Below are 17,660 nucleotides of genomic sequence, written 5' to 3'. Positions count from 1 at the left end.
GACTCCTCGATGTTCGTGTACAGCGTATCCATCGGAATACAACGTACACAGTGGCGTGTACGACGTCTACTCTTGATACGTTGTACGCAGAACCCCCGACGTATCCGGGGCATGCGCCGTATCGCCGCACCCATCGCCCTTCGGAAGGACCGCACTCATGGCCGGCCAGAAGAAGAAGTCGTCACCGGCAGAGGCAGGGGAGGCGGCGGCGGGGCCGGATGCGGGCGGCGAACGTCGGGTCTCGCTGTGGGAGCGGCTGGAGAACCCGACTCCCGCTCCGCGTACCGTGCTCACCTCGGGCCGGATCGCCGAGGTCGCGGTCGCGATCGCCGACGCCGAGGGCATCGACGCGGTGACGATGCGGCGGCTGGCGACCGAGTTGGGCGTCGCGCCGATGGCGGCCTATCGGTACGTGTCGGGCAAGGACGACCTGTTGGAGCTGATGGTCGACCGGGTCTACGGCGAGCTGACCGCGCCCGAGACCGGCGCGGGCTGGCGGGCCACGTTGCGCACGCTCGCGACGAGCACGCGCGAGATCGTGCTGCGGCATCCGTGGCTGGTGCAACTGCCGTCGGCGCGGGCGGCGATCTCGCTCACGCCGAACCGACTGGCGACGGTGGAGTGGGGGATGGCTGCGCTGGCCGAACTCGACCTACCGCCCGACGAGTTGATGGTCGCCGTGGACACGGTCGGCGCGTACGTGCAGGGCCGTACCGCCGCCGAGGTGGCCACCCTGCGGCTGATGGAGGTGCGGGGCGCGGCCGACAACCACGCACTGCGAACGCACCTGGCCCCGGAGATGACCTACCTGATGAGCACGGGCCGATACCCCACCTTCCACGCGTACCTCGGGGCCGCCCGGCGCAAGGACGATCCGCGCTGGCAATTCGAGACCGCCCTCGACTGCATCCTCGACGGCCTCGCCACCCGCCTGGGCATCTGACCTGCGAGGCAACGGGATCCCAATCGCCGCGACGTCTACCGCAACCGGTAGGGCCCGCACGGCGGGGATCCGGTACGCGCGGCGCCGGCCGGCCGGCGGTCAGCGGCCGGTGGCGGTGGTTGCGCGCTCCACGAGTCGGAGTGCGTCGACCGCCATTCTGGCCGCCGTTCCGATCACCGCGTCGGCGGCCGGCAGGGCCGCTGCGGTGTCGGCCGCGCGGGTGCAGATCGCGATCGCGTAGCGGCCGCCGTCCGGATACTCGACCACTCCCGCCTCGTGCCGCATCGTCGGCAGCGTCCCGGTCTTCCCGGACACCCGCACGTCGTCGAACGGGAATCCGGACGCCAGCCGATGCGACCACGCCTGGAGGCCGAGCACCCGCCGCAGTCCGACCCCGTACTCGCCGGCACACGCCTCGTCCCGCCAGATCGCGCCCAGGAGTCGGGTCAGGTCGCGCGGGGTGCCCCGGTTGGAGCGGAGCGGATCCAGCGCCCGCAGTCGGGCCACGACCGCCGGGTCGACCAGCCCGGCCGGCCCCGCCGGCCCGGCGTCCTCCCGCATTCCCGCGTACATCTCGCGCAGCGGCTCGATCGCCACCGTGCGGGTCAGCCCCAACTCGGCCATGGTCGTGTTGACCGTGTCCAGGCCCAGTTCGTCCCACAGCGCGTCGGCCGCCGCGTTGTCGCTCACCGCGATCGCGAGCGACGCGAGGTCGCGCAGCGACATGGCGACCGGGTCGAGCATCGCGGCCACACCCGTGCCCCCGGGGCTGCGTTCCGCGCCCGCCGGCAGTTCGACGCGCCGGGTCAGCTCGACCCGGCCGGCCGCCGCCTCCCGGAACAGCGTGGCCACCAGGCACAGTTTGTGCAGGCTCGCCGTGCTGTGCAAGGTGTCCGCGCCCAGGTCGACTTCGGTGCCCGCGTCGATGTCGACCGCGTGCAGCACACCGCTCACCCCCGCGTCGGCGAACGCGTCGGCGATCCGGCTCCGAACGGCACGTCGGACGCCGCCACGCGGGGCACCGGACCCGGTCACAGCGGGAACTCCGAAGCCGGACGAGGGAAGACCGGCCGCCCCGGTCGCTCGCCGAGCACCCCGGCATGCCGCCGAAGGGCCGCATGCGCGGTCTCGGTGAATGCGCGTACGGCCGGCCCGTCGGCGCCGCGCGGCCAGGCGGTCGACGTTCGCCAGGCCAGCGGCGTGCCCGCCAGCGGGCGCCACACCGTGCCCGGGTCGGGCGTGGTCGGCGGCGCCAGTGCCACCGCCGCGCCGGACAACACCAGTGCCCGGGCGAAGTCGCCGCCGGCCACATCGTGCACGAGCGCCGGCGTACAGCCGTGCCGGGCGCACGCGGTCAGCGTCTCGTCGTACAGCGCCGGGGCGAACTCCCGGGGAAACAGCACCAGCTCACACCCAGTCAGATCGGCGAGCGCGACCTCGGCCGAGGCCGCGAGCGGATCCCCGGCCGCCAGCAGCACTCCCAGCGGCTGATGCAGCATCGGACCCACCTCCAGATCGGCCACCGCGCACGGATGCCGGAGCAGGCCGACGTCCAGCGTGCCGGCCGCCAACTCGCGCAGTTGCCGAGCGGTGGTCAGCTCGCGCAATTCCAGGGCGCCGCCCGGCGAGCGCTCCCGAAAGCCGGTCAGGATCGCCGCGACCGCCGCGCCGCCCAGATCGGGCGGCACCGCCGCGCGGATCGCGCCGGTGCTGCCGCCGCGCAGCCCCGCCACCGCGCCGCCGAGCCGGTCGGCGGCGGCGAGCAGCTCGGCCGCCTCGGCCAGGACGACCCGGCCGGCCGGGGTGAGGGCGACCCCGCGGCTGTTGCGGTCGAACAGCCGCACGCCGAGTTCGCGTTCCAGTCGCTGGATGCGCTGGGACAACGACGGCTGGGCGATCCGCAGCCGCTCGGCGGCCCGACCGACATGTCCCTCCTCCGCAACGGTCCGGAAGTACCGGAGGTGCCGGAGCAGGTCCATGACCGGCAATGATAGTCGTCCGCCTATCGGATCCGTTGCGATAACGGTCTTGGACCGTCCGGCCGAATCCCTGTTCTCCTGGCAGCACGCGGAGATCGGGAGGGCCGGAGATGACGGCAGACAGGTCGTACGGGGTGGGCGGGTCGGCGGGAGCGGATCGGGCCGAACGGGCGCGGGCGGGGGCGGGCTCGGACCGGCCGTCGCCGCTCGGGCCGAACACGCTCCGGGAGGGGCGGCGGCCCGGACGGTCCCGGCGGGCCGGCAGGCGGCGACGGGCCTGGCCGGCGCTCCTGGTGGCCGGGACGCTGGTGCTGGGCGGCGGCGGTTGGGCCGCGGCCGATCGCTGGTTCGGCGACTCGGACGAGGACCGGGCCGGGCCGGCGCGAGCAGGCGGCGCCGAGGCGGATCGGGCGGCGCGGGTCTTCCTCGACCACTGGGCGGCCGGGCGCTGGGCGGACGCGGCCGCGCTGACCGACAACCCGCAGTCCGCCGAGACCACGCTGCGCAGCTTCACCGTCGGCTTGGAGATAGCCGCGCCCACCTTCACCCCGGGGCCGGCCAAGGCGGCGACCGGCGGCGAGGTGGCGGTGCCGTTCGGCGCGGCGATGCCGGTCGGCGGGCTGGGCACCTGGAACTACGCCTCGACGCTGGCGCTGACCAAGGGCGGCGGGCCGGGCGGGTGGCTGGTGAAGTGGCAGCCGTCGCTGGTGCATCCCAAACTCGGCGCGGCGGCCAAGTTCCGGCTGACCAAGGGCGCGGCGGGCGGCTCGACGGTGAAGGTGCTGGACCGCGACGGAGGCGTGTTGTCGCCGGCCGACCACCCGTCGCTGACCCCGATCTTCGGCGCGACCGGCGGCGCGGGCGGATCGGCCGGCGGGTCGGTACAACTGATCAACCGTCAGACCGGCGCGGTCGAGTCCACCGAGGCCGAGTTCGGTGCGCCGAAGCCGGCCGCCGGCGGTGGCCCGGTGGCCACCACGATCGACCCGCGGCTCCAACGCGCGGCGGACACGGCGGTGGCCAGGCATGCGAAGGGCCGGCTGGTCGGCCTGGTGGCGCTGAGCATCGACAAGGGCGAGGTGCTCGCCCTTGCGAACGCGCCGACCACCGGCATGAATCGGGCCTTCATGGGGCGGTACGCGCCGGGCTCGACGATGAAGGTGATCACCACGGCCGCCCTGCTCGACAAGGGCGCGGTCAAGCCGAGCGATGTCGTCGACTGCCCCAAATACCTCACCGTGGGCAAGCAGTTCCACAACGTGGAGACCTCGGAGATCCGCGGCGCCACGTTCCGCGAGGACTTCATGCACTCGTGCAACACGGCGTTCGTCAGCCTGCGCGGCAAGCTCGGCACCGACGAACTGAGCCGGTTCGCGAGCGAGCACTTCGGCATCGGCCGGGAGTGGAAGACGGGCATCGCGTCCTTCGACGGCAAGGTCCCGCTGCCGGTGGACGAAACCGACAAGTCGGCCGCGATGTTCGGCCAGGGCACGGTGCAGGCGAACCCGCTGGTGATGGCTTCGGCGACGGCCACCGCGGTTTCGGGCAAGTTCCGCCAGCCGGTGGTGATCAAGGGACAGCGGCCCACGGCCGAGGCCCGCGGCCTGAGCGCACCGGTGGTGGCCGACCTGCGCAAGCTGATGCGGGCCACGGTGACCGACGGCTCGGCCAAGGTGCTGGCCGACCTACCCGGCGACGTCGGCGCCAAGACCGGCACCGCGGAGGTGACCGAGGACGGCCCGAACAACGGCTGGCTGGTCGCCTACCGAGGCAACGTCGCGATCGCCTGCCTGGTCGAGGCGGGCATCACCGGCAGCGGCTCGGCAGGCCCGATAGTCCACGACATCCTGTCCACCCTCCCCTGACCCGAAAGCCCACTTTCACCGCGCCGATACGGCAACCTCAAACGCCGACCGGGCCGAAAATCCAGCCCGGCCGGCGTTTGAGGCCAAGTAGCCCGTCCGGCGCTTGAGGACAGCGGGCCGCAGGCCGGCCTGCCCGAGGTCGTTGCCCCGGTCGGCCGCACGGCCCGAGCGCAGGCCGGCCCGCCCGAGGCCCTGCCCCGGTCGGCCGCACGGCTCGTGCGTACGGCGCTATGTCCCGAAGGCCAACCCCACGCTCCGACCTATCTCGCGCCGCTGAAGGTAGAAACAGGCCTTGTGCGGCTCCGCCCCATGCTCGCCGGTGTAACCACCCCGCAGCACCGGCCCGCCGTCCGCGGGGACCGGGAACATCCGCGACAGAGTGGGATCGGCGGCCACGAGGTCGTCGCGATCGGCCAGGTTCACCCAGTTCTCGACGAAGGCCGGCGGCTGCGCGGGCTGCGGTCGCACCCACGAGTCGACGACGGTGTCCGGCCCGAGCGGCGACCCGAGCGTGATCAACAGCGGCAGTGGTCGGCGCAGCCGGTGGGCGAGTTCGTACGCGACCACCGCACCGAGCGAATGCCCGATCACCACCTTGGTGTCGAAGCCGATCTCGGCACCGACCCGATCGAGCACCCGATTTCTGGTCTGATCATCCGTCAGATATCGGGTCAGCTGGGTCAGCGCCTTGTTCACGAAGCCGCCGGCCGAGCCCGGCCCGTCGGCGGCGAACCAGCGCAGCCCGGCGAGCCCGCACGTGGGGGAGAGCACGACGGTGCGACCCGTCTCCCCCGGACCGCCCTCCAGTCGGGCTATCTCCCTTGCCGCGCGCTGCCGTTCCGGCGGAACCGAACCGCGGACCGCGGCACGATCCAGCCATTCGCGACCGATGCGCGCGGTCACCTCGTGCTGGATGGTCTCGTCGATCATCTCGCCCTGCGACGGGTGTCGGCGGAGCAGGTCACCATAGAACGCCATCCGCGCGTCGATCCCGCGACGGGTGTGGCGGTACTTCCACAGACGATCCGCGACCTCGGGAAACCCCGCGGCCTTCACTCCCCGGGCCAGCCGTGGGACCCACTCCTCCTCGAGCGTGTGGGCCGACCTGTATTCCTGCGCGATCCCGTGTACCAGCACGATGGCGGCCATCGTGTCCCCTCCCAAGCCCCGAGTCCTTGACGAGCGCGCTCTCGGACGCCGGGCCCAAGAGTTGTGCGAAGGGCCGATCGACGCGGGGGGACGCAGACCGGAGAGTGGCTTCGCAAGGTTCTCTTACCCAGTCGGTAACGGAAGTTGGCATTTGAGTGAAGTTACTTCCGGGTTGTTCGACGAGATGTGCCATCCGGCCGGAAATATTCGCACCTGGGCGGCGGCGCGGTGCCGTCGCGAGGGCCGACGAACCGTCCGCGGCCGGGTGCGGTGCGGACGGGTCGGTCCGTCACGGAATCCGTTCCGGCTTCGCAATAGACTTGGCGCCCACACCCGACGAAACCGAAGGAACCCGCCTGCATGCCTGGCATCACGCGCGAGGAGGTCGCCCACCTCGCCCGGCTGTCGCGGCTGGAGCTCGGGGCCGAGGAGCTTGATCACCTCGCCGCGCAGCTCGACGACATCATCGGCGCGGTCGCCCGCGTCGCCGAGGTCGCAGCCGACGACATCCCGCCGACCTCGCACCCGCTGCCGCTGACGAACGTCATGCGGCCGGACGTCATCCGCCCCGGGCTCACCCCCGAGGAGGCGCTGTCCGGAGCGCCGGCCGCCGAAGAGCAGCGTTTCCGGGTGCCCCGCATCCTGGGAGAGGAGTGACGGCCATGACCGAGACCATCCGCTGGACCGCGGCCGAGACCGCCTCCGCCATCGCCGACGGCAAGGTCACCGCCGTCGAGGTCGCCCGGGCCCACCTGGACCGCATCGAGGCCGTCGACGCCAAGGTGCACGCCTTCCTGCACGTGGACGCGGACGGCGCGTTGGCCGCGGCCAAGGCCGTCGACGACGCCCGCGCGCGCGGCGACCGGCTCGGCCCGCTGGCCGGCGTGCCGCTCGCGCTCAAGGACGTGTTCACCACCAAGGGCGTGCCGACCACGTGCGGGTCGAGGATGCTCGAAGGCTGGAAGCCGCCGTACGACGCGACGCTGACCCGCCGGCTCAAGGACGCGGGCGTGGTCATCCTCGGCAAGACCAACATGGACGAGTTCGCCATGGGGTCCTCGACCGAGAACTCCGCCTACGGCCCGACCGGCAACCCGTGGGACCCGAGCCGGGTCCCGGGCGGCTCCGGCGGCGGTTCGGCCGCCGCCATCGCGTCCTTCCAGGCGCCGCTGGCGATCGGCACCGACACCGGTGGCTCGATCCGCCAGCCCGCCGCGCTCACCGGCACGGTCGGCGTCAAGCCCACCTACGGCGGCGTCTCCCGCTACGGCCTGGTCGCCTTCTCCTCCTCGCTCGACCAGGGCGGCCCGTGCGCACGTACGGTGCTCGACGCCGCACTCCTGCACGAGGCGATCGCCGGGCACGACCCGCTCGACTCGACCTCGATCGACGCCCCGGTGCCGAACGTGGTCGAGGCCGCGCGCAGCGGCAGCGTCAAGGGCCTGCGGATCGGCGTGGTCAAGGAGTTCGGCGGCGAGGGCTACCAGGCGGGCGTGTTGGCACGGTTCGCCGAGGCGGTCGAGTTGCTGCGCGAGCTGGGCGCCGAGATCGTCGAGATCTCCTGCCCGAACTTCACCTACGCGATGCCGGCGTACTACCTGATCGCGCCCTCGGAGGCGTCGTCCAACCTCGCCCGCTTCGACGCGATGCGCTACGGGCTGCGGGTCGGCGACGACGGCGAGCACTCGGCCGAGGAGGTCATGTCGCTGACCCGCGAGGCCGGCTTCGGCGCCGAGGTCAAGCGCCGGATCATGCTCGGCACGTACGCGCTGTCCTCGGGCTACTACGACGCGTACTACGGGCAGGCCCAGAAGGTCCGCACGCTCATCACGCGCGACTTCGAGGCCGCCTTCGGGCAGGTGGACGTGCTGGTCTCGCCGACCACGCCGACCACCGCGTTTCCGATCGGGGAACGTGCGGACGACCCGATGGCGATGTACCTCGCGGACCTGTGCACCATCCCGTCCAACCTCGCGGGCAACGCCGCGATGTCGCTGCCGTGCGGCCTCGCGGACGAGGACGGCCTGCCGGTCGGCCTGCAGATCATCGCGCCGGCCATGGCCGACGACCGGTTGTACCGGGTGGGTGCCGCCGTCGAGGCCGCCTACCTGTCCCGCTGGGGTGCCCCACTGCTCGACCGCGCACCCGCGCTCTGACTTTTCGAGGAGTCGATATGGCCAAGAAGAAGAAAGCCCCCAAGAGCAACGTCGCCAAGGTCTTCAGCGTCGGCATGCAGCTGTTCGGTGCGATCGGCGTGCTCAAGCAGATCAAGGAGGCCCGCGGCAAGAACGACAAGCTGGAGCTGGCCGACGCGGTGATCAGCGCCGCCGCCGTGATCACCGGCTTCGCGCTGCTGATCCGGGCGATGCGCGAGGTCGAGGAAGAGCTGACGGAGGCCGACGTCCTGTGAGTACCACCAGCCTGATGTCCTACGAGGACGCGCTGGAGACCTACGACCCGGTGATGGGCCTGGAGGTCCACGTCGAACTGGGCACCGCGACCAAGATGTTCTGCGGCTGCTCGACCGAGTTCGGCGCGGAGCCCAACAGCCAGGTCTGCCCGACCTGTCTGGGCATGCCCGGCGCGCTGCCCGTGGTCAACGCGCTCGCGGTCGAGTCGGCGATCCGGATCGGCCTCGCGCTCAACTGCAACATCGCCGAGTGGTGCCGCTTCGCCCGGAAGAACTACTTCTATCCGGACATGCCGAAGAACTTCCAGACCTCGCAGTACGACGAGCCGATCGCGTTCGACGGGTACCTCGACGTCCAGGTCGAGGGCAAGACCTGGCGGGTGGAGATCGAGCGCGCGCACATGGAGGAGGACACCGGCAAGTCGCTGCACATGGGCGGCGCGACCGGTCGCATCCACGGCGCGGACTACTCGCTGCTCGACTACAACCGGTGCGGTATCCCGCTGATCGAGATCGTCACCAAGCCGATCGAGGGCGCGGGCGAACTGGCCCCGCTGGTGGCGAAGGCGTACGTGGCCGAGCTGCGCGAGCTGATCCGCGCACTCGGGGTGTCCGAGGCCCGGATGGAACTCGGCCAGATGCGCTGCGACGCGAACCTGTCGCTGCGCCCCAAGGGCCGGGAGAAGTTCGGCACCCGCAGCGAGACCAAGAACGTCAACTCGCTGCGTTCGGTCGAGCGGGCCATCCGGTTCGAGATCCAGCGGCACGCCACCGTCCTGACCGACGGCGGCACCATCGTGCAGGAGACCCGGCACTTCCACGAGGAGGACGGCAGCACCACCGCCGGCCGGATCAAGGAAGAGGCCGAGGACTACCGCTACTTCCCGGAGCCCGACCTGGTGCCCGTCGCGCCCGCGCGCGAGTGGGTCGAGGAACTGCGCGCCACGCTGCCCGAGCTGCCGTCGCTGCGGCGTGCCCGGCTCCAGGCCGAGTGGGGCGTCAACGACTTCGAGATGCAGTCGATGGTCAACGCCGGCGTGCTCGACGTGATCCTGGCCACGATCGATGCCGGGGCCGACGCGGACGCGGCGCGCAAGTGGTGGCTGGGCGAGCTGTCCCGGCGAGCCAACGAGCGCGGCGTCGAGGTGGCCACGCTGCCGATCACGGCGGCCCAGGTCGCGCGGGTGTCGGCGCTGGTCAAGAGCGGCGAGCTGAACGACAAGCTGGCCCGCCAGGTGATCGACGGCGTGCTCGCCGGCGAGGGTGAGCCGGACGCGGTGGTCGAGGCGCGCGGGCTCAAGGTCGTCTCCGACGACTCCGCGCTCGGCGCGGCCGTGGACGAGGCGATCGCGGCCAACGCGGGCATCGCCGACAAGATCCGCGGCGGCAAGGTGCAGGCGGTCGGGGCCCTGGTCGGCGCGGTCATGAAGACCACGCGCGGGCAGGCCGACGCGGCCCGGGTGCGCGAACTGATCCTGGAGCGCCTGGGCGTGTCCTGACACCGGACCGCTCGGTGGAACCGAGCAGGGCCCTCGGTCGCAACGCGACCGAGGGCCCTTCGTCGTCTCGCCGCGTGTGCTCCGGATGCGGGCCGCGGGTAAGCCTTACGCAGCCCTGCGCAGACGCTTTACGTAGGCCCGGCGTATGCCCGGTGTACGCCCACGAACCGGCACGACGTGATGTTCGACCGGGGTTCTCCTCAGGTCTGTTCGACCCCCTTATCGGGTTCTCCCCAGGCGCCTTAGATCGATCCAGGACGAGTCGAGCACCTCGGATGCGGCATCCGACCGATGCCCGCAGGCCCCCTGGGACGCGAGGCTCGTACCACGAGCCGGAGCGACCGGCTCGGGTGACCAGGAGGTCGACACCATGTTGGAGTACGAACTGTTTCGGGCCCGTGAGCGCGAGCTGCAGGCGACCGCCGACCAGGACCGGGTGGTCCGCGAGGCGCTGCGGGCGGGCCGGGCCGCGGCCAAGGCGGCCCGGGTGGCCCGGCGCGAGGAGCGGCGAACCGGCCAAGGTGCCGGGGGGCTCAGTTCCGATCGCGGCCTGATCGGGTGGCGGGTATCCGGCCTGCACCAGCACGCGCGGTGAGCACGTGATGCCCGCCACGCTCGCCGAAACCCCGTGGTTGACCTGCGCAAACGGGTTTCGCCGGGGGTGAAAACCCCGGCTGCGAAGCGAAGGAACATGACATGCTCGGCACTGTGGCGAGTACTTCTGTTTCTCCCGTGTTCGTAGGCCGGTCATTGGAAATGGCGCGGTTCCTCACGGCTTTGCGCGATGCCGACGAGGGCACGCCGGGCGTCGTGCTCGTCGGGGGCGAGGCCGGCGTCGGCAAGACCCGCCTGCTCCAGGAGTTCCTGGAGCGGGCCGAGGCACAGGGCGCGGTGACCGCCGTCGGCGGCTGTCTGGAGCTGGGCGCGGAGAGTCTGCCGTTCGCGCCGATCTCGGCGGCACTGCGCACCCTGTCCCGCCGCCTCGGCCCCGAGCTGGCCGAGGCGGTCGCCGGGCGCGAGCGCGACCTCGCATGGCTGCTGCCCGACCTGGCGCCGGGCACGATCGCGCGCGACGGCGAGTTCGACCGGGTCCGGCTGTTCGAGCTGATGCTCGGCCTGCTGGAGCGCCTCGGCGGCGACCGCACACTCGTGATCGCGATCGAGGACCTGCACTGGGCCGACTCGTCCACCCGCGAGCTGCTCGGCTTCCTGTTCCGGCTGCTGCGCACCGGCCGGATCCTGATCGTCGGAACGTATCGGGCGGACGCGGTCGGCCGGCGGCATCCGCTGCGATCCTTCCTGGCCGAGCTGGACCGGGTGCACAACGTTTCCCGGATCGACCTGGCCCGACTCACCCGGTCCCAGGTGGGCGACCAGTTGCGCGGCATCCTGCGCGAGGACCCGCCGCGCCGGCTGATTCGTCAGATCTTTCAGAAGTCCGAGGGGAACGCGTTCTTCGTCGAGGAACTCGCGTGCAGCATCCGGGACGGCCAACTCACCGGCATCTCGGACACGTTGCGCGATCTGCTGCTGATCCGGATCGAGGAGTTGTCCGAGGACACCCAGAAGGTGATCCGACTGGCGGCGATAGGCGGGGTCACCGTCGGCCACCGGCTGCTCACCGAAGTCTCCTGGCTGGACCCGGATCGCCTGGAGGAGGCGCTGCGCACGGCGGTGTCCGCGCACGTGCTGGTGCCGGTCGGCGAGGAGTTCCAGTTCCGCCACGCGCTGGTGCGCACGGCGATCCGCGAGGACCTGATGCCGGGTGAGCGGGTCCGGCTCTACGCCACCTTCGCCGAGGCACTCGAACGCTGCCCGGACCTGGTCGCCGCCGACGAGCTGCGCGGTCGGATCGCGACCTACTGGTTCCACGCCGGCAAGGCGGTCAAGGCGCTGCCGGCGGTGCTCGCCGCAGCCGAGGCGGCACGCGAGCGGTATGCCTTCGACGAGCGCACCAGACTGCTGGAGCGGGCGCTGCTGCTGTGGGAGCAGGTGCCCGATCCGGAGCAGCTGAGCGGTCGCCGACTGCTCGACATCTACATGGAGGCGGTCACCGCGGCCCGACTGGGCAGCGAGCGCGAGTTGGCCATCCACTTCTGCAAGCGCGCGATCGAATTGGTGGACCCGGTCGCCGAACCCGAGTTGGCCGCGTTCCTGTGGCGGGAGAAGGCCCGCAGCCTGCGCAACCTGTGCCGCTCGTCGGGCAGGCCGGAGCTGCGCCGGGCACAGCAGATCCTGGAGGGCCTGCCGCCGTCGATGGAACAGGCCCGGGTGCTCGCGCACATCGCCCGGGACCGCATGCTCGACGGCGAGGGCGACGAGGCGATCGCCGAGGCCCTGCTCGCGCTGGAGCGTGCGCGCACCGTGGACAGCCCCGACATCGAGGCGGAGGCGCGCAAGACGCTCGCGTGCGGCCTGGTGCAGATCGGCCGGATCGAGGAGGGGATGGCGCAACTCGCGCTGGCCGAGGAGAACGCGATCAGCAGCAGCGAGCCGGACAGCCTGGTGCACATCCTGAGCAACAAGGCGTCCTTGCTGGAGGGCCTGGGCCGCCACCGGGAGAGCGCGGTGGCCGCGCGGCGCGCGATGGACATCGCCGCCGAGCGCGGACTCACCCGCACCTCGGGCTCGTTCGCGCTGGGCAACCTCGCCGAGTCGCTGCTCTCGGCCGGCGACTGGGCCGACCTGGAGACGCTGGTGGAGAAGACCCTCGACCTGGACCCCGGGCCGCAGACCACCCGCCACCTGGAACTGCAACTGGTCGACCTGTGTCTGGCCCGCGGCGACGTGCGAGGTGCGACCGCGCATCTCAAGCGCTCCCGACTGGCCGCCGGCTCGCGCTACGTCGAGGCGCAGTACGGGATCCCGCTGGCGCGCGCCGAGATCCGGGTGGCCGAGGCGCAGGGCCGGCTGGACGAGTCCCGCGAGGCGCTGATCGCGGCCCTGGAGGGGGTCGGCTGCCCGCCGGGCCACCAGCGCTACATGTGGCAACTGCTCGCGGACGCGGCGGCGAACGAGGCGGACGCGCGCACCTCGACCGTGCGTCCGCGCGAGTCCGAGCTGAAGACCCGCCAGGACATCGCCGACCGGATCGCGGCCATGGCCGAGTCGCTCTCGGTGGACTGCGCCTTGGACGCGGCGTACGCATCGCTGGTCAAGGCCGAGCTGGCCCGGGCGGCCGGCACCGACGACGCCGAGTTGTGGGGGCGGGTGGTCTGCGCCTGGGAGCTGACCGAGCAGCCGTACCGCACGGCCTGGGCCCGATTCCGGCACGCGGAGACGCTCCTGGCCGCCGGCGACCGCGACGCCGCCGCGGCCCCGCTGGCCGCCGCCGCGGAGGTGGCCGTCCACCTGGACGCCAAGACCCTGCGTGAACTCATCGACCTGCTCACCCGCCGCGCCCGGATGGCCCCCACCGCCCAGGGCGACACCGGCACGCCGCTGCCGACCCTGACGCCGCGCGAGATCGACGTGCTGCGGCTGGTCGCCGACGGCCGCAGCAACCGACAGATCGCCGAGGAGCTGTACATCAGCGTCAAGACCGCCAGCGTCCACGTGTCCAACATCCTGGCCAAACTGGAGGTGACCGGTCGCGGCGAAGCAGCGGCGGTGGCCCACCGGTTGCACCTGGTCGACGGCTGACCCGAGGCCGGAGCGCGCTACCCCGCCGCGGCGCAGGACAGGTCGGCGAGTTCGCCGAGTGTGCCCTCGAAGTCGGCGGCCAGCCCGGCCAGGACGACCCACGCCTCCGGGTTGGCGCCGATCCGCTTCGCGAGTCGGGCGAGCGCCGGACGCGGGTCGCCCGGGGCCCACTGATAGGCGTCGATCGAGACCAGCGCCTCGAACGCGTGCCGGGCCGGGCGCGCGTGCCGGACGACCTCCTCGGTGTCCAACTCGCCCGCGGTGACCGCGGCGGTGAGCCAGGAGTGCCACTGGTCCAGGGGCGTGTCGCGGATGCGGTCGGCGGGCGGCCGACGATGTTCGGGTATGGGCGGTTCGGCGCGCGGCCCCCGATCCCAGCGGGCCCGCAACTCGCGCAGCGGCGTGGGGTCGTCGGCGGCCAACGCGGCCCGGGCCGTGCTGCGGATCCGGTCCGGGAACAGCGCGCCGTGCCGGTCGAGGATGTCGCCGGTCACGCTCGGATCGGCCCGCTCCCACAGGCTCAGCACGATGTCGATCCAGTCGATCCGGCGCAGCTTGCGCGCCTCGCACCGGGGCAGCGCGTGGTCCACCAGCGCCGGGTCGCCGGACAGCGCGTACGCCTCGGGCTCGCTCCCGAAGGGTGGTTCCGCGATCAACTTGGCCCGCAGGTCCGGGTGCATCGGGACGCGGGGTCGGTCGGCCCGCCGGCCGGCGTAGATCTCGCGCCGCACCTCGGCGGTGACGCCGGAACGGTTGTCCACCAGGAGGCCGTCCAGGTGATCGTCGCCGAGGTCCTTGAGTCGGCCGGCGTAGTGCCGCCCGATGCTCTGGTGCTGGGCGAGCGCTTCGAGCAGCACGGGGTGTCCGCAACGCAGCGCCGCCTCCGCGACGTTGGGCAACGGCGGCACGTTGCCCGGGAGCAGTGCGGCGGCCGCCGCGTGGTCGAGATGCGGTATGAGGGCGGTCAGTTCGTCGGTGTTCAACCGGCGGAGCAGGAAGACCACGGACGGCCGGATGGCGGCGGGCACCTCGATCGTGGCCTCGCCCCGGTGCGCCGAGGCGGCGGCGAACAACTCCGGCAGGGTGCCGGTGAAGCGGCCGAGCGTGCGGGCCAGGTGCGCCCATGCGGCCGGATTCGCGCCGAGGGTGGTCACGATGCCGGGTCTGAGCAACTCGTGGATCGTCACCTCGCCGGTGACGTAGGAGTGTTCCCGCGAGACCACCGCGAGCACCTGGGCGGCGACGCGCGCAGGCCGCATCCGCACCAGGATCTCGCGCGGCGCCAGCACCCCGGCCCGCAGCGCGGGGCCCACCTGGTCGAGCGCCTCGGTCCGGGTCACCGGCGCATCCGGGGTGTGCAGCACACCTGCGGGTCCGCCCCGGCGGGCGGTGTGCGCCAGCAAGGGATGCGCACGCAGCAGCGCGAGCGCCCGCTCGGCGGCGACTCCCGGCCGGCGCAACTCTTCTCGCCCTCGATCGAGGTCGTGGTCCGCCTCGCCGGCGGCACCCTCGGGAGGGGTGGGCCCGGCTTCCGCATCGCCGGCTTCGGCGTCGGGGGCCTCCGCGTCCGGGGCGTCCGCGTCCGGGGGAAAGGCCCCCGCCACCACCGGGTCGCCGCCGGCCTCGATCAACAAGCACAGCTGGCTCGGCGTCAGCCGCGGATTGGCGGCGGCCCGTACGACGGCCCCGGCACTGCCGTGCACGGCGAGTGCCTCGACCAAAGCGTCCGACACGCGCATCTCGTCCGCGATCATCGCGTGGATCCCGCGCAATCCCGCCAACCGTACGAACACGCGCTCCACGTCGGCTTCGGAAAGCTCGCTGAGCAGCAACAGCAGGCCCTTGTTCATGAATCCCCTCCCTCGGGCCCCACGCTAACGTCCGCCTCGGACGTCGTCCGAACCGGACGGGAACCGGCGCCCGCGCCGGGACTCAGCCCGAAACCAGGCGCAGGATCCGGTCGTCCCCCTTGCGCGGCGTCCCCCGGCCGTCGGTGTTGTTGGTGACCAGCCACAGTTCGTTCGAGCCGACGGCCACGACCGCGCGCAGCCGGCCGTACCGGCCCTGGAACAGGGCCCTGGGTTCGCTCACGGTGGAGCCGACGATCGGGGCCTGCCACAGGCGTTCGCCCTTGAGGCCGGCCAGGTACACCACGTCGCCCAGGATCGCGATGCCGCTCGGCGAGGCGTCGTCGGTGGCCCACTGGGCGACCGGGTTCATGTACTCGGGGTTGTCGCTGCTGCCTTCGACCGCCGGCCAGCCGTAGTTGGCGCCGGAGCGGATCAGGTTCAGCTCGTCCCAGGTGTCCTGGCCGAACTCGCTCGCCCACAACCGCCCCGTGGAATCCCACGCCAGGCCCTGGACGTTGCGATGGCCCAGGCTCCACACCGGGGAGTTCGGGAACGGGTTGCCGGGCGCCGGGCGGCCATCGGGGGTGAGCCGCAGGATCTTGCCGCCGAGCGAGGACCTGTCCTGGGCCGACGGCTTCTGTCCGGCCTCGCCGGTGCCCGCGTACAACATGCCGTCCGGGCCGAACGCGATCCGGCCGCCGTTGTGGTTCGAGCCGGCCGGGATCCCGGCGAGCAGCACCTCGGGTTGTCCCAGCGGTTGCCCCGGCACATAGGTCATCCGCACGATCCGGTTGTCCTGCGCCGTGGTGAGGTACGCGTACAGGAAGTGGTCGGTCGCGAACGTCGGCGACACCGCGATCCCGAGCAGGCCACCCTCCCCGCGATGCACCGAACCCGGCACCGTGCCGACCACCACCGGCGGCACCGTGCCCGGGCCGAGACGGGTGATCGTGCCCGTGTCGCGCGAGGACACCAGCGCGTCTCGATCCGGCAGCATCGCCACGCCCCACGGCGTGTTCAGGTCCCGGGCGATCTCGCCGGCGACGACCGGCTCGACGACCCCGGTCGCGGTCGGCCCCGCCGGCACGTTCGGCGGCTGCGTCGCGGCCACCGGCGCGGTGGGTCGGGGCGTGGCCCTGCCGGATGACGAGTCGTCGTCGGAACTGCACGCGGCGAGTCCGGCAGCCAGCGCGACGGCGAGCACCAGGGAGGGCCAACGGGGCTTCGGACGGCGTGCGCGCACCGGAGAACACCACCTTTCGCAGATCTCTCGACCATAGGCCGTGTCCGAGCCCGCGAGAGCGGAGCCCGGCACGACATCTAGAGTTCCCGTCATGGTCACCGAAGGCAGGATCTGGGTCCCGTACACCCTGGAGCAACTCGCGCCGCTCCCCGGCGGACTCGGCGACGGCTCGATCGTCGACGTCTACGACGGCTTCGGCGGCCCGGTTCCCGACACCGCCGCCGACGTGGAGTTCTACGTCCTGCCCTATACGTTCGACCGCGTGCCGTTGACCCGGATCGCCGAGATGCCCCGGCTCCGGGTGATCCAGGCCCTGACCGCCGGCTACGAACACGTACTGCCCTACCTGCCGCCCGGCGTGGTGCTGTGCAACGGCCGCGGCATCCACGAGACGAGTACCGCCGAACTCGCGCTCGCCCTCACCCTCGCCGCGCTGCGCGACATCCCGACGTTCGTACGCGGCCAGGACGCGGGGGAGTGGCGGTCCGGGTTCTATCCCGCGCTGGCCGACAAGCGGGTGCTGATCGTCGGATACGGGGCGATCGGCGAGGCGGTGGACCGCCGGCTCCAGGGCTTCGAGGTGGACGTGGTCCGGGTCGCCCGCAGCGCCCGTTCCGGGCCGCACGGACCGATCCGGGCGATGGCCGACCTGCCCGGGTTGCTCCCGCACGCGGATGTGGTGATCCTCACCGTCCCGCTCACCGAGGACACCCGGGGTCTCGTCGACGCCGACTTCCTGGCCCGGCTGCCGGACGGCGCGCTCGTGGTCAACGTCGCACGCGGACCGGTCGTGGACACCGACGCACTGCTCGCCGAACTGCGCGCGGGCCGGGTGCGCGCGGCGTTGGACGTCACCGATCCCGAGCCGCTGCCGGCCGACCACCCGCTGCGCTTCGCGCCCGGTGTGTTGATCAGCCCGCACGTCGGCGGCAGTTCGTCCGCCTTCCTGCCGCGCGCCCTGCGACTGATTCGCGAGCAGCTCGCACGCTGGTCCGAAGGAGTGACTCCGGCCAACATCGTGCGTGATCGAGCAACCAAAACCGTCCGGCCGCGCTCTGCTTGAGGACAGGGCCGACACCG

14 protein-coding genes are annotated in these 17,660 nt (G+C 72.3%); 9 read left to right on the top strand and 5 right to left on the bottom strand.

Annotated features, from left to right (window positions below; genetic code table 11):
• Positions 1-157: 157 nt before the first annotated feature.
• Positions 158-943 carry a TetR/AcrR family transcriptional regulator gene (locus ACZOOI_RS08365; RefSeq protein ID WP_465280120.1) on the top strand — a complete coding sequence of 262 codons (786 nt, stop codon included), beginning with the start codon at positions 158-160 and terminating at the stop codon, positions 941-943.
• A 99-nt stretch (positions 944-1,042) separates the two neighbouring features.
• On the opposite strand, the gene ACZOOI_RS08360 is transcribed toward ACZOOI_RS08365, so the two are convergent.
• Complete coding sequence (locus tag ACZOOI_RS08360) at positions 1,043-1,978, bottom strand: serine hydrolase (RefSeq protein WP_465280119.1); 936 nt, start codon at positions 1,976-1,978, stop codon at positions 1,043-1,045.
• On the bottom strand, positions 1,975-2,922 hold the full coding sequence (locus ACZOOI_RS08355) for a LysR family transcriptional regulator (protein ID WP_391581330.1): 948 nt from the start codon (positions 2,920-2,922) through the stop codon (positions 1,975-1,977). The genes ACZOOI_RS08360 and ACZOOI_RS08355 overlap by 4 nt, the downstream gene beginning before the upstream one ends.
• A gap of 110 nt (positions 2,923-3,032) precedes the next feature.
• On the opposite strand from ACZOOI_RS08355, the gene ACZOOI_RS08350 reads away from it, so the two are divergent.
• The gene (locus ACZOOI_RS08350; RefSeq protein ID WP_465280118.1) at positions 3,033-4,787 is read left to right on the top strand and encodes a penicillin-binding transpeptidase domain-containing protein; all 1,755 of its coding nucleotides are present in this window, start codon (positions 3,033-3,035) and stop codon (positions 4,785-4,787) included.
• Between the two features lie 228 nt (positions 4,788-5,015).
• Here the strand turns inward: ACZOOI_RS08350 and ACZOOI_RS08345 are convergent, their stop codons facing one another.
• The gene (locus ACZOOI_RS08345; protein ID WP_396006919.1) at positions 5,016-5,936 is read right to left on the bottom strand and encodes an alpha/beta fold hydrolase; all 921 of its coding nucleotides are present in this window, start codon (positions 5,934-5,936) and stop codon (positions 5,016-5,018) included.
• Between the two features lie 360 nt (positions 5,937-6,296).
• Here ACZOOI_RS08345 and gatC point away from each other — a divergent pair, with 360 nt between their 5' ends.
• The 6 genes from gatC to ACZOOI_RS08315 all read left to right on the top strand — a co-directional run bounded on the left by gatC (position 6,297) and on the right by ACZOOI_RS08315 (position 13,487).
• Positions 6,297-6,593 carry an Asp-tRNA(Asn)/Glu-tRNA(Gln) amidotransferase subunit GatC gene (gene gatC / locus ACZOOI_RS08340; protein WP_355535084.1) on the top strand — a complete coding sequence of 99 codons (297 nt, stop codon included), beginning with the start codon at positions 6,297-6,299 and terminating at the stop codon, positions 6,591-6,593.
• Between the two features lie 5 nt (positions 6,594-6,598).
• The gene (gene gatA, locus ACZOOI_RS08335; protein WP_465280117.1) at positions 6,599-8,092 is read left to right on the top strand and encodes an Asp-tRNA(Asn)/Glu-tRNA(Gln) amidotransferase subunit GatA; all 1,494 of its coding nucleotides are present in this window, start codon (positions 6,599-6,601) and stop codon (positions 8,090-8,092) included.
• A gap of 17 nt (positions 8,093-8,109) precedes the next feature.
• Complete coding sequence (locus tag ACZOOI_RS08330; protein ID WP_465280116.1) at positions 8,110-8,346, top strand: hypothetical protein; 237 nt, start codon at positions 8,110-8,112, stop codon at positions 8,344-8,346.
• A 14-nt stretch (positions 8,347-8,360) separates the two neighbouring features.
• Positions 8,361-9,845 (top strand): Asp-tRNA(Asn)/Glu-tRNA(Gln) amidotransferase subunit GatB, encoded by a 1,485-nt coding sequence (gene gatB, locus ACZOOI_RS08325; RefSeq protein WP_465281145.1) that lies wholly within the window; start codon positions 8,361-8,363, stop codon positions 9,843-9,845.
• Between the two features lie 370 nt (positions 9,846-10,215).
• Positions 10,216-10,440 (top strand): hypothetical protein, encoded by a 225-nt coding sequence (locus ACZOOI_RS08320; protein ID WP_465280115.1) that lies wholly within the window; start codon positions 10,216-10,218, stop codon positions 10,438-10,440.
• A gap of 101 nt (positions 10,441-10,541) precedes the next feature.
• Positions 10,542-13,487, top strand: coding sequence for a helix-turn-helix transcriptional regulator (locus ACZOOI_RS08315; protein WP_465280114.1), 2,946 nt, complete (start codon positions 10,542-10,544; stop codon positions 13,485-13,487).
• A 17-nt stretch (positions 13,488-13,504) separates the two neighbouring features.
• On the opposite strand, the gene ACZOOI_RS08310 is transcribed toward ACZOOI_RS08315, so the two are convergent.
• Both ACZOOI_RS08310 and ACZOOI_RS08305 read right to left on the bottom strand, forming a co-directional pair.
• Positions 13,505-15,337, bottom strand: a complete 1,833-nt coding sequence (locus tag ACZOOI_RS08310; RefSeq protein ID WP_465280113.1) for a hypothetical protein — start codon at positions 15,335-15,337, stop codon at positions 13,505-13,507.
• Positions 15,338-15,419: 82 nt separating this feature from the next.
• The gene (locus tag ACZOOI_RS08305; RefSeq protein WP_465281144.1) at positions 15,420-16,544 is read right to left on the bottom strand and encodes a PQQ-dependent sugar dehydrogenase; all 1,125 of its coding nucleotides are present in this window, start codon (positions 16,542-16,544) and stop codon (positions 15,420-15,422) included.
• Positions 16,545-16,671: 127 nt separating this feature from the next.
• Between ACZOOI_RS08305 and ACZOOI_RS08300 the strand changes: the two genes are divergently transcribed.
• Positions 16,672-17,643 carry a 2-hydroxyacid dehydrogenase gene (locus ACZOOI_RS08300; RefSeq protein ID WP_465280112.1) on the top strand — a complete coding sequence of 324 codons (972 nt, stop codon included), beginning with the start codon at positions 16,672-16,674 and terminating at the stop codon, positions 17,641-17,643.
• The last annotated feature ends 17 nt before the right edge of the window (positions 17,644-17,660 follow it).

The sequence above is a fragment of the Embleya sp. L77 genome (assembly GCF_055557415.1).
Note: the sequence above shows the minus strand (reverse complement) of the source record. Positions and strands in the feature narration are given on the sequence as shown.

Bases quoted from the DNA above. Each gene is read 5' to 3' on its own strand.
- ACZOOI_RS08310 (WP_465280113.1), bottom strand. From the start codon at position 15,337: ATGAACAAGGGCCTGCTGTTGCTGCTCAGCGAGCTTTCCGAAGCCGAC.
- gatA (WP_465280117.1), top strand. From the start codon at position 6,599: ATGACCGAGACCATCCGCTGGACCGCGGCCGAGACCGCCTCCGCCATC.
- ACZOOI_RS08345 (WP_396006919.1), bottom strand. From the start codon at position 5,936: ATGGCCGCCATCGTGCTGGTACACGGGATCGCGCAGGAATACAGGTCG.
- gatB (WP_465281145.1), top strand. From the start codon at position 8,361: ATGTCCTACGAGGACGCGCTGGAGACCTACGACCCGGTGATGGGCCTG.
- ACZOOI_RS08355 (WP_391581330.1), bottom strand. From the start codon at position 2,922: ATGGACCTGCTCCGGCACCTCCGGTACTTCCGGACCGTTGCGGAGGAG.
- ACZOOI_RS08320 (WP_465280115.1), top strand. From the start codon at position 10,216: ATGTTGGAGTACGAACTGTTTCGGGCCCGTGAGCGCGAGCTGCAGGCG.
- ACZOOI_RS08330 (WP_465280116.1), top strand. From the start codon at position 8,110: ATGGCCAAGAAGAAGAAAGCCCCCAAGAGCAACGTCGCCAAGGTCTTC.
- gatC (WP_355535084.1), top strand. From the start codon at position 6,297: ATGCCTGGCATCACGCGCGAGGAGGTCGCCCACCTCGCCCGGCTGTCG.
- ACZOOI_RS08315 (WP_465280114.1), top strand. From the start codon at position 10,542: ATGCTCGGCACTGTGGCGAGTACTTCTGTTTCTCCCGTGTTCGTAGGC.
- ACZOOI_RS08365 (WP_465280120.1), top strand. From the start codon at position 158: ATGGCCGGCCAGAAGAAGAAGTCGTCACCGGCAGAGGCAGGGGAGGCG.
- ACZOOI_RS08350 (WP_465280118.1), top strand. From the start codon at position 3,033: ATGACGGCAGACAGGTCGTACGGGGTGGGCGGGTCGGCGGGAGCGGAT.
- ACZOOI_RS08300 (WP_465280112.1), top strand. From the start codon at position 16,672: ATGGTCACCGAAGGCAGGATCTGGGTCCCGTACACCCTGGAGCAACTC.